Annotated in this window: 12 protein-coding genes; 4 read left to right on the top strand and 8 right to left on the bottom strand. The window is 42.2% G+C overall.

The genetic code is table 11. The features are described 5' to 3' along the window. Window positions 1-4 precede the first annotated feature (4 nt). From MN869_RS13855 to ubiG, 6 genes are all read right to left on the bottom strand, one after another. Window positions 5-997, bottom strand: a complete 993-nt coding sequence (locus tag MN869_RS13855) for a sulfonate ABC transporter substrate-binding protein (RefSeq protein WP_243308257.1) — start codon at window positions 995-997, stop codon at window positions 5-7. Window positions 998-1,313: 316 nt separating this feature from the next. Next, entirely contained in the window at window positions 1,314-2,669 is a 1,356-nt protein-coding gene (gene argA / locus MN869_RS13860; protein WP_243308259.1) for an amino-acid N-acetyltransferase, read from the bottom strand. Between the two features lie 112 nt (window positions 2,670-2,781). After that, window positions 2,782-3,165: an RcnB family protein gene (locus MN869_RS13865; RefSeq protein ID WP_243308261.1), complete on the bottom strand. Its 384-nt coding sequence runs from the start codon at window positions 3,163-3,165 to the stop codon at window positions 2,782-2,784. 181 nt (window positions 3,166-3,346) lie between these two features. Next, window positions 3,347-4,093 (bottom strand): YciK family oxidoreductase, encoded by a 747-nt coding sequence (locus tag MN869_RS13870; protein WP_004656765.1) that lies wholly within the window; start codon window positions 4,091-4,093, stop codon window positions 3,347-3,349. A gap of 30 nt (window positions 4,094-4,123) precedes the next feature. Beyond that, entirely contained in the window at window positions 4,124-4,822 is a 699-nt protein-coding gene (locus MN869_RS13875; protein ID WP_243308263.1) for an HAD-IA family hydrolase, read from the bottom strand. After that, window positions 4,819-5,535: a bifunctional 2-polyprenyl-6-hydroxyphenol methylase/3-demethylubiquinol 3-O-methyltransferase UbiG gene (ubiG, locus tag MN869_RS13880; RefSeq protein WP_171552324.1), complete on the bottom strand. Its 717-nt coding sequence runs from the start codon at window positions 5,533-5,535 to the stop codon at window positions 4,819-4,821. The genes MN869_RS13875 and ubiG overlap by 4 nt, the downstream gene beginning before the upstream one ends. 421 nt (window positions 5,536-5,956) lie before the next feature. On the opposite strand from ubiG, the gene MN869_RS13885 reads away from it, so the two are divergent. After that, window positions 5,957-6,577, top strand: coding sequence for a thiol:disulfide interchange protein DsbA/DsbL (locus tag MN869_RS13885; protein WP_004801760.1), 621 nt, complete (start codon window positions 5,957-5,959; stop codon window positions 6,575-6,577). Window positions 6,578-6,629: 52 nt separating this feature from the next. Here MN869_RS13885 and MN869_RS13890 read toward each other — a convergent pair whose 3' ends face one another. Together MN869_RS13890 and MN869_RS13895 are read right to left on the bottom strand one after the other, a co-directional pair. Next, window positions 6,630-7,265 carry a TetR/AcrR family transcriptional regulator gene (locus MN869_RS13890; protein ID WP_004801761.1) on the bottom strand — a complete coding sequence of 212 codons (636 nt, stop codon included), beginning with the start codon at window positions 7,263-7,265 and terminating at the stop codon, window positions 6,630-6,632. 107 nt (window positions 7,266-7,372) lie between these two features. Next, window positions 7,373-8,023, bottom strand: coding sequence for a TetR family transcriptional regulator (locus tag MN869_RS13895; protein WP_004801762.1), 651 nt, complete (start codon window positions 8,021-8,023; stop codon window positions 7,373-7,375). Between the two features lie 312 nt (window positions 8,024-8,335). Here MN869_RS13895 and MN869_RS13900 point away from each other — a divergent pair, with 312 nt between their 5' ends. The 3 genes from MN869_RS13900 to rph all read left to right on the top strand — a co-directional run bounded on the left by MN869_RS13900 (window position 8,336) and on the right by rph (window position 11,362). Beyond that, window positions 8,336-9,361, top strand: coding sequence for an iron-sulfur cluster-binding domain-containing protein (locus MN869_RS13900; RefSeq protein ID WP_243308265.1), 1,026 nt, complete (start codon window positions 8,336-8,338; stop codon window positions 9,359-9,361). A gap of 33 nt (window positions 9,362-9,394) precedes the next feature. Next, the gene (locus MN869_RS13905; RefSeq protein ID WP_241345270.1) at window positions 9,395-10,537 is read left to right on the top strand and encodes an acyl-CoA desaturase; all 1,143 of its coding nucleotides are present in this window, start codon (window positions 9,395-9,397) and stop codon (window positions 10,535-10,537) included. Window positions 10,538-10,645: 108 nt separating this feature from the next. Then, a complete protein-coding gene (rph, locus tag MN869_RS13910) occupies window positions 10,646-11,362 on the top strand; it encodes a ribonuclease PH (RefSeq protein ID WP_004801766.1) in 717 nt (238 codons plus the stop codon). Window positions 11,363-11,514 lie beyond the last annotated feature (152 nt).

The raw sequence follows: 11,514 nt of genomic DNA on the forward strand, positions 1-11,514 counted from the left end.
TCAATTATTTAACATCGTTCTTTAATACGGCATCTTGGATCACAAGTTGCTTCGGAATCAGTTTCTGCGCAAAGAAGGCATCAGCGACATATTGCTGCTCTTTTGCGACTTTGTCAGAGATCGGTTGAACCCCGAAGCCCATGCGCGAAATGGAGCTTTTTAAAACATCAAACTCAAGCCCCGTCGGCTTTTCCAGTAATTTGGCTGCATCGTCTGGATGTGCTTTGACCCAATCCGTGGTTTGATTAAGCGTGGTGACCAAGGTCGTTAAAACCTGAGGATGACTTTCCGCAAATTGGCGGTCGGCCAAATAGAATTGATGATTGCTGACTAAGTGTTCACCCGTAGCGATCACACGGGCATGTATTTGGTGTTCAGCTGCGGCGAAGAAAGGATCCCAAATCACCCAAGCATCGACTGCACCTTTTTCAAATGCTGCGCGTGCATCTGACGGTGGTAGGTAAACAGGTTGAATATCGTTTAAGCTGAGATTGTTTGCTTCTAATAGTTTGAGTAACAGGTAATGAACATTTGAGCCCTTATTCAGCGCAACTCGTTTACCTTTCAGATCTTGGATCGATTGAATTGGTGAATCTTTTTGTACAATTAACGCTTCTGCTGTTGGTGCAGGCGGTTGGTTGGCGACATACACCAAGTTTGGATTGGCTGCTTGAGCAAAGATTGGCGGTGCTTCACCTGCCTCACCAAAGACCACACTGCCGACATTTAAACCTTCTAACAGCTGTGGACCTGCGGGGAATTCAACCCACTTAACATTGACACCTTGAGCAGCAAGATTTTTTTCTAATTCACCTTTTGCTTTGAGAATCGGCAGGATGCCATACTTTTGAAAGCCGATATTTAATGTTGTGGTTTCTTGTTTTGTGGTCTCTTGCTGCTCTGGTTTTTTTGCACAACCTGCAACACCCATCAGGCTGGCAAGACTTGCTGCGATGATGCTATATGTTGCCCATGAACGATGGATTGAAATGGTCATGTTGATTGTGCTCCCCGACAAATCAAAAGATTTAAATAAGATGAGCAACTAAACTAAAACTTTTTTTATTGCATAAAAAATAAGTAATCGGGCTTTGCTTATGCTGAAAAGTGCAAAATAGAAAATTGCATAATCTTATCTGTGGAATGAATAAGTGTTGAATGTTTTAAATTAAATAAGATATTGTTTTAATTGAATTGTTTTTTTATTTTATCGCTTGGTGAATTTATTCTTCATACTCACTTAAGCAGAAATAATGATGAAGCGGAGATATCTTTATCAAAAATAAAAATATCTCCTGCAACGTGAGCTGTGATTAGCGTAATGCTTTTTTAAAGACCAGTGAATTACGCTGATAGTTATATAGGGCTTGGCGTGCATTAGGTAAATCATCCACGCTGGCAGGGCTAAAACCTTGCTCTAAGAACCAGTGCGCGGTTCGAGTGGTCAGTACAAACAGGCGCTGAATCCCTTGCTGTTTGGCTCTGCTTTCCAAGAATTGCAAAATTTGGCTGCCACGATTGGATTTTCGATAGCTTGAATCCACTGCGACGCAGGCAATTTCAGCAGAACGAATTTCATCTGCTCCTACTGGAATCGGGTACAGTGCTGCACAAGCCAAAATCATACCGTCGCGTTCAATCACTGCAAAATGTTCAATTTCACTTTCAAGACGTTCGCGAGAGCGATACACCAGAATGCCTTCCTGTTCCAGCGGACGCAGCAGATTAATCAAGCCACCAACATCGTGAATATTGGCAATACGCACTTCTTCATAGTGCGCATCGGTGATCAAGGTACCAATACCATCGCGAGTAAATAATTCTTCAATCAAAGCACCATCATAGGCATAAGAAATCAAATGTACGCGATGTACGCCAGATAAGGACGCTTGTTGTGCTTGTTTGAGGTGTAATGCAAATTCTGGATATTGTTGTTGGTTTTGTTGAATATAGGGTTCAAGCTGGCGTGGACTTAATTCACGTAATAACTGTTGCTGTGCATTCATCAAGCCTTGTTTTTCACCCAAGAAGATCAGTTTATCTGCTTTTAAGGCTGTCGCTGTTTTGGTGGCGACGTCTTCAGCCAGCAAATTAAAGACTTCACCTGTGGTTGAATAACCAGTTGGTCCAAGTAAAACAATATTGTGATTGTCTAAATGACGTTGGATGGCATCGGTATCAATGGAACGGACTTCACCTGTTAGTTGGAAGTCGATGCCATCGCGAATCCCATAGGGTTTGGCGGTGACGAAATTGCCAGAGACCACATCAATGCGAGCGCCATACATCGGTGAATTGGCCAAACCCATGGAGAGAAGAGCTTCAATTTCTAGACGAATGGAACCCACCGCATTCATGACACCGCGTAAGGATTCGCGTGTGGTAATACGACGGCTTTGATGAAAGGGCGTTTCGATATTGCGTTCGAGTAGATTTTGATTAATTTGCGGACGTGCGCCATAGACCAAGATGAGACGGATGCCCAAAGAATGTAGCAGCGCAATATCATGGATAATATGTTGGAAATTTTCGTGTTGGACTGCTTCACCAGAGAACATCAAAACGAAAGTTTTATCACGGTGTGCATTGATATAAGGTGCGGAGTGGCGAAACCAATGCACATAATCTTTTGTTGTACTATGTGAATTTTCAGTCATTTGCTTCGCCATGTTGATCTCAGATATGCAGCACTAGATCTGATTTTAACGAAAAAAATCAAAAGATAAATCTATTCCTAAAGCAATGATTCAACTTTAATTGTGCTGAACCAGCAACAAGGGCCTAGAAGCCCATGATTCGGATAATACTGTTGTCATCGGAATTGACTAAAATGTAGTCATTATTGATCTTGTACCACTGTTCGTTACGACCTGGGCGCGGCAGATTATTGTCTTTATAATCGACTTTATAGCCGTTACCACGATAGTGCTGCGGCATCACATAGCCTTCCTGCCAACGATGCTGCTTTAAACGCTCGACACCACGCTCTTCACGCATGCGACGTTCACGTTGACGATTTTCACCATCTGGACGATCAAAGCCACGACCATTTTGCCAGCCGCCACCACGCGAATCATCATCGCGATCATGTGGACCTGCAAAAGTCCCCAGACTACTGAACAGGGTTGTCGAACCTAAAACCAAGATAATGAAAAAATTTTTCATGATGCACCTTATGGACTTCGGATGTCTCTCATGTGAACTACTGTACGTTAAAAATGCAGAGAAACTGTGAAGATCGATTCATTATTCCTTTAAAACAATGAAGATTTTTCACACATTTCTCTGAAAAAAGCAGTTTTAACGCCAGTGTCCAATGTTATTTAGAATTATTGTCAGGATGAAATTAAGCTTGAGCGTCAATACTTTGGCCATTCATATCTAAACTGTCATCGCCCATGAGGTATAGATAGGCGGGCATAATGCTGTCAGGTGTTGGCAAGACTTTTGGATCTTCCTCTGGGTAGGCTTTAGCACGCATCGCGGTACGGGTACCACCTGGGTTGATGCAGTTAAAACGAATGTTTGGGTAGGTATTTTCTGCTGCAAAGATTTTGCTCATGGCCTCAGTAGCAACTTTAGACACTGAATAGGCACCCCAAAGTGCACGTGCTTCACGGCCGACACTTGAACTGGTAAACACCACTGAGGCATGTTCAGATTTTTCTAGTAAAGGCAACAAGGCTTGAGTGAGGGCAAACGGTGCACGTAAATTTACTGCGAGTACATCATCCCAAACATCGACAGGATAATGAGCCAGTTCAACCCGATCACCCAACATTCCTGCATTATGCAAGATACCATCCAAACGACCAAACTGTTGCTCTAGCGTACTCACCAACAGCTCGTAATCATGGGTTGATGCTGTTGACAGTTGTAGCGGCAAAATTGCTGGTTGTGGTGCGCCTAAGCCTTCAATTTCATCATAAATGACTTCAAGTTTATTCAAGGTGCGACCATGTAATACAACGGTTGCACCATGCAGGGCATAACTCATCGCAGCAGCGCGACCAATCCCATCACCAGCACCTGTGATCAGGATAATACGATCTTTCAATAAATCTGGACGAGGTTGATATTCTGAGTATTTCATTGTTATGCCTCCTATTCTTATCTTAAAAATTTAATTCATCATACCCTGATTTTCTGACAATACAGTGATTTTCTGTTTGATCAGCTGATGCAGTTCAGGAATGGTTTGAATAATGGCATCGGCTTGCCAAGCAGCAAGATCATCGCGTGATTCGACAGGCAGATAACCGTAAGCAGCCAAAATGGTATACATATCGGCATGACGACCTGCGTCAATATCGCGTGGATGATCACCGACATAGATAATGTCTTGAGCATCGATCTCAAGCTGTTTGGCAGCCAAATACATTGGCTCAGGATCAGGTTTGGTCTTGCTGACATCTTCTGGGCAGACCAAGACAGCACAACGTTCAGTCAGATCCAGTTTGGCCAATAACGATTCACTTAAACCACGTGGCTTGTTGGTCACAATGCCCCATGGAATTTGATGTGCTTCCAGTTCTTCAAGTAATGGATACATGCCGACAAACAGGTCGGTATCGACCACAATATTGTCACCATATACATCTAAAAAGCGTTGGCGATGCGCTAAAAATACGGGGTCTGTGACCTCTAATTCAGGATAAACCAGCTTCACCATGGCACGCGCACCTTCCGATACTTGAGTACGAATGGTATCTGCATCCACGACAGGGCGTTGTTCATCGCGGCACATTTGTTGAATGATACGAATGAAGTCTGCGGCAGTGTCAATTAATGTGCCATCTAGATCAAATAAAACCGCTTTCATTCGGCACCTGCATTGGTGGTATGCACCATGTAATTGACGTCAACATTGGGTGCTAACCAATAGTGTTTGGTGATTGGGTTGTAGTGCAAGCCTGTCATTTCTTTCAGCGTTAAGCCAGCATTGCGAATATCATGCGCCATTTCTGAAGGGCGGATGAATTTATGATAATCATGCGTGCCTTTAGGCAATAAACGCAGCACATATTCCGCGCCAATAATCGCAAATAAATACGATTTAGGATTACGGTTAATGGTCGAGAAGAACACATGACCACCTGGTTTCACCAAGCTTTGGCAGGCTTTCACGATTGAGGCTGGATCAGGCACGTGCTCCATCATTTCCATACAGGTCACTACATCGTATTGACCTGCTTGTTCTAGTGCCAATTGTTCAACGGGAATTTGACGATATTCAATGTTTTGTACATTGTCTTGTTGTGCGTGCAAGCGACCCACAGCAAGGGGTGCTTCGCCCATATCGATGCCAAGGACATCGGCTCCACGACGTGCCATGCTTTCAGCCAAGATGCCACCACCACAGCCGACATCAAGTACTTTTTTACCCGCCAAGCCACCCACGCGCTCATCCACCCAGTTTAAACGTAAGGGATTGATTTGATGCAGCGGGCGGAATTCAGAATGTTGATCCCACCATTTGGCAGCCAATGCTTCAAATTTTGCGATTTCTTGCGGGTCAACATTCAATTGTGACATGGAAGTACCTCTATCAATATTTTATGGAGATGTGTTGTTGATCGAATCCTTAGAATATTAAACTCAGCAGTGTCTTGCTGAGTTCTCATCTGGCTTCAGGATAGACCTTCGGTTCGACCTACTTTTCTTTCGGGAAAAGTAGGCAAAACCATTGTCATCTGCAAAACCTGTTCACTTCTTGCATTTATTCAACCTATTGCAAAAACAATATATTGTAGATAGCCCGCAGGTTGCAGATGACGTTGTCGAGTATCTAGTTTCAGAGAATGTTTTGAGTCTGAATTTAGCCTAGTGTAGCGATTCTGGTAAAAAAAGCGATAAATCCAATAAAAAACTTCACAGAAGCAAAACGAATTGCTCGTGTTTGTTTTATATTTAGCATATAAACTTACGAAAAATGCTTAGAGGAAAAGCAAAGCCAATGAAAAAGTTAGTATTAGGTGGTTTAAGTGCAGTTGCGTTGGCATTCTCAATGAATGCGATGGCAGCAGATTTTGTGGCCGGTAAAGACTATACCGTGATTGCCAACCCAGGCAAAACTTCAGCACCTGCTGGACAACTCGAAGTACGTGAGTTCTTCTGGTATGGCTGCCCGCACTGCTTCAAGCTTGAACCACATATGCAAACATGGTTAAAGCAAATTCCAAAAGACGTTTATTTTTTACGTACCCCTGCGGCGATGAATAAAGTCTGGGAACAAGGTGCACGTGGTTACTACGTTTCGGAAGCACTGGGTGTACGCAAGAAAACCCATATTCCATTGTTCCATGCCATTCATGATGGCGGTCAGCAAATTTTTGACCAAGCCTCTCAAGCAAAATTCTTCGCACGTTATGGCGTACCTGAGCAAAAATTTAACAGCATGTTTAACTCATTCCCAATTACGGCAAAAATTGCTGAGTCGAATAAATTGGCGCAGCAGTACCAGTTAACGGGTGTTCCTGCCGTGGTCGTGAATGGTAAATATGTGGTTCAGGGTGAAGACGGTAAAGTTACTCAAGTAGTTGATTACTTATTAGAAAAAGAACGTAAAGCAAAATAATTTACGTCGATCTGTAATAGAAAAGGACTGTAGTGACAGTCCTTTTTTTCATTTAGTTTTGGTCTATCTGTAGATCTTTTAAATCGATCTGAACTTTCTGTGTCGGTAGAGACAAAGCCTGATTCACATAAAGATTAATCAACTTCTCACGAGAACCAATCGAGCGTTGGTAATAGCTAGAGTTTAATAACAATGCTGCACCGTAAGTCAGAGACCAGATATAAGACAGGTAATCACGAATCGACATATCGTAATTCTGTGATTTTAAATATTTTTCTGTCATATCTTTTAATGAAACAATGCGTTGCTGACGAATCGCGTACAGTTCATCAAACAAGTGCTTTAACTTCGACTCCGTCATGGTCAAGTGTTCTTCCAACTGATGCAGCAGAATGGTACGACTCGGCGAGGTTAAATGATAAAGCATATAACGTGGTGCATATTCTTTGACATCGGTGTTGTATTTGTCTGAAATTTTTAAAATTTCTTTTTCATTTTGAATAATCAGTTCCAGTAACAGTTCATTCTTGCTCCGGAAATGTTTATATAACGTACCTTTGGCAATATCCAGTTCCGCAACCAGTTCATCTAAGGTCATTTCTTGGTTGTTTTCTAATAATAGCTTTTCCGCAACCTGCAAAATTTTTTCTTTACGAATTAAGAACTGAGTATGACGATCAGGATTCATGATGCTTATAAGCTCCTCATAGTGTTCTAGACTGCGTTTGCATTAGTGTCTAATGCATCATAACGCTAAGCAATGCTTTTATATATCAAACTTTGGTTTGGATCAGGTCAAGCGTTTTGTGGTTCCCAGTTAGAAATGCCACTGAAGAGTAAACGGACTTGAGTCGCTGCATTGTCGATAAATAAGTTTTGTTGTTCGAGTAGATGATCAATCGTGAATTGTTTGGGTAAATTGATCCACGTCATTGCCCATGTAAACGACATATTAATCAAAATCGTAGATAAGACTTGCAAGTCTTTGGCTTCTTTAATGTGTTTGAAGGTTTCGAGTTTGCATAGATCAATGGCGAGGTCTTCAATCAGAAACTCAATTTCACGTGCGATCGCAATGCGGACCGTTTCTGAGCCCCCCCAACGTTCTGCAATCATAAACTGCCATTGTTGCGGACTATGATTCACGGCCTGTACAAAAAGTTCAATACTGGTACGGGTTTTGGCACTGCCACTGTGTTTCAAATAGCTTTGCCCTAATTGATGGATCAAGCTTTTTAGATGTAAAGAGACTTGATCAACCAGTTCTTGGCCCAGTGTGTCCATATCTTGGAAATGACGATAGAACGCTGTTGGAACTAAACCAACCTCGCGAGCAACTTCACGCAAACTAATACTACTAAATGAGCGCCCAGCAGTGCTGAGATGAAGTGCTGCATCTAGTAGAGCCTGCCGACTCTGTTGTTTTCGTTCATCTCTAATCGACATGAATAAGACTCGTTGAAACCGTACAACAGAGTCTAGCAAAAAAAACAGAAACTTTTTAGTCCTTGTCCATTGCTAAATGCCAATGTTTTTGATCTTTGACTGATCAATGCTTGCTAGGTATGAGCTCAAAGCCTGCACAAATTTAAAAAATTTTCCTTATTTTAAATGGCTTATTAAAAAGTATAAAAAATATTCAAAAAATTAGTGAACAAGTGTTGACTCAGTGAACACAAATAAATATAGTGTACACATGTTCACTACACGAACATTTGTTCACTCAAAATAAATAGCCAGATACAAAACGAGGAACGTATGAACGCAGAGTTAAGTTATCAGCCACATTGGATTCGAGAAGATTTTGTTGATTTTATTTTGCAAAAAATAAAGCCAACCTTTGCTTGGAAACGCATTCTTGCAGAAGTAACCGCCGTACAGCCACTCAGCTCGGATATGGTGTTATTGACGATAAAGCCAAATCATAATTTTGATTTTAGCCAAGTCCAAGCAGGTCATAGTGTTTTGATTACCTTGATGATCAATGGGGTATATCAACAACGCAGTTATTCAATTATTGATGTCACGCCACAGGGCGAAATTCGCCTGGGGATTAAAGTCCAAGGTGTAGTTTCGAAAGCAGCACAACAATTGTGCGTAGGCGATCGTTTCGAGATCTCACAGGCACAAGGTGACTTCGTCTTACATCAAGGGCAGCAACCTGCATTACTGATTGCTTCAGGTTCAGGGATTACCGCGATTTATTCTTTATTGCAACAAGCGCTACAACAGCAGCTTGAACAGATTCATGTGGTTTATTTTAACCGTGCAGAAGTGTTGCATCGGGACATCTTGGCCTTGGCTGAGCAATATCCACAGTTGCACTATCATTTCTTTAATACCGCAGAGCAAAAACAGCATTTAGATGCAGCATTGTTAGAGAAATTGGTCCCAAATTTTAAAGAGATGCAGGCTTATGCGTGTGGTCACCACAGCATGATGCGTCAAGCGCAAGAAATTTATACACAACAGGGTGCCGCTGGAAATTTTCATCAAGAGTTTTTCCAACCGATCCAGATTGAGCATTCAAGTGCAGCTCAACCCATTAGTTTCCGTCGTGCGCAACAGAATTTTATTGCAACGACCAATCTACTCAGTAGTGCAGAACAAGCAGGTTTACGTCCACAACATGGTTGTCGTATGGGTGTCTGTAACCGCTGTAGCTGTACCAAAGTCAGTGGTGTGACCCAGAACGTGATCACAGGTGAAATTGATGATCAACCGAATCGTCCAATCAAGTTATGTGTGAGCCAGGCCTTAGGCCCAGTCACGATTGACCTATAAAAACAAAGATATTTGAGGATTAGTACAATGAATATGGCATTAGAATTTAAAACCGTATCAAAGTCAGCGCATTTAACTCCTGAACAAGTCGAAGAGTTTGGCCGCCGTGTCGAGCAAATACGTTTAGATGTGATGCAAAATCTCGGTGAGCAGGATTCAAAATATATCTACAAAGTGCGTAATTTCGTACGTTATACCGAAATCGCATCACGTGGCATGTTGATGTTCGGTGGCTGGATCCCACCCGTATGGTTGCTGGGGACCGCCATGCTGGGTGTGTCTAAAATCGTCGAGAACATGGAGTTGGGCCATAATGTGATGCATGGTCAGTTTGACTGGCTCAATGACCCTAGCTTGCGTGGCGAAGACTACGATTGGGATAATACCTGTTCAGGCAATGACTGGCGCTATACCCATAATTATATGCATCACACTTATACCAATATTGTCGGTAAAGACCATGATGTCGGTTATGGCATTTTACGGGTGACAGAAGACCAAAAATGGGAAGTGCGTCATTTGGCCAATATTCCATTGGCTTTACAGTTGATGTTCTTTTTCCAATGGTATGTCGGGGTACAAAACCTGCATTTGGAAGATGCTTTGGTCTATAAAACCAAAACCTGGAAACAGGTTTGGGCGGATGCATCTGATTTCCGTAAAAAAGCGACGCGTCAGGTGTTAAAGGATTATGTGTTTTTTCCTGCAATTGCAACGATTAACTTTATTCCAGTATTGGCTGGAAATGCAGTTGCAAACATCATGCGTAATTTATGGTCATCAGCGGTGATTTTTAATGGTCACTTTACTGAAGATGCGGAAACCTTTGAAGCAGACAACACTGAGAATGAGACCAAAGCGCAGTGGTATCTGCGTCAGATTCGTGGTTCAAGTAACTTTACTGGTGGTAAATGGATGCACTTTATGAGTGGTAATTTAAGCCATCAAATTGAGCATCATTTATTCCCAGACATGCCTGCCAATCGTTATGAACAAGTTGCACCACAAATCAGAGCTTTATGTGCTGAATATGGCGTGAACTACAACGAAGCTAATTTTATGAAGCAGTTCTGGACGGTTTGGGTGCGTTTAGCAAGATGTTCATTGCCGAATGATATGGCTGTACAAGTGGCTCAAACTTGGACGAATTTCAAATCGAAGTTTAAGTTTGCTTAAGCGATGACTAATTCTGTGAATTGTAACGAATAAGTAAAACTGGAAGCACGTGTAATTGAGATATACTATGGCGCAATGATATTTGTGCCATAGTTTTAAGGAATCGTTATGCGTATTGACCAAAGAACATTAGACCAATTACGTGAGGTCAAAATTACCCGTAACTTTACTCGTTACGCAGAAGGCTCAGTTTTGGTTGAGTTTGGTCATACTAAAGTGTTGTGTACCGCAAGCATTGAGAACTCAGTACCTCGTTTCTTGAAAGGTCAGGGACAAGGTTGGGTGACGGCCGAATATGGCATGTTACCGCGCTCAACCCATACCCGTAGCGATCGTGAAGCAGCACGCGGTAAGCAAACGGGTCGTACCCAAGAAATCCAACGTTTAATTGGTCGTAGCTTACGTGCCATGGTGGATTTGAAGAAATTAGGCGAGAACACCATTACGATTGACTGTGATGTGATTCAAGCGGATGGTGGAACACGTACAGCAGCAATTACAGGCGCAGCAGTGGCTTTGGTTGATGCGATGAATGTATTGCTTAGCAACAAAAAAATTAAACAGGATCCATTAAAAAGCTTAGTCGCAGCAATTTCAGTCGGGATGTATCAAGACGAAGTTTTACTCGATTTATGCTACGAAGAAGATTCAAATTGCCAAACCGATTTAAACGTGGTGATGACACAGGCTGGCGAATTTATTGAAATTCAAGGAACGGCAGAAGACAAGCCGTTTACGCGCCAGCAGTGCAATGCCATGTTAGAGCTTGCAGAAAAAGGAATCGCGGAATTGATTCAGAAGCAACAGCAGGCACTCGGTTGGTAAGCTCCAGTTGATAGTGCGGGCGGTCTGGTTTTTTTAGACCGCCTTTTTTTTATCCTTTTTTTGTCATTGAATTGCGATCAAATCATCATTCAATTGTCATTTAGATTGTATTGACTATCTGCACTGATATTTAACGGATAGTCAAATGCGAA

Origin of the sequence: Acinetobacter sp. NIPH1876, from assembly GCF_022808535.1 — a bacterium.
In the GTDB taxonomy this organism is placed as follows: domain Bacteria; phylum Pseudomonadota; class Gammaproteobacteria; order Pseudomonadales; family Moraxellaceae; genus Acinetobacter; species Acinetobacter higginsii.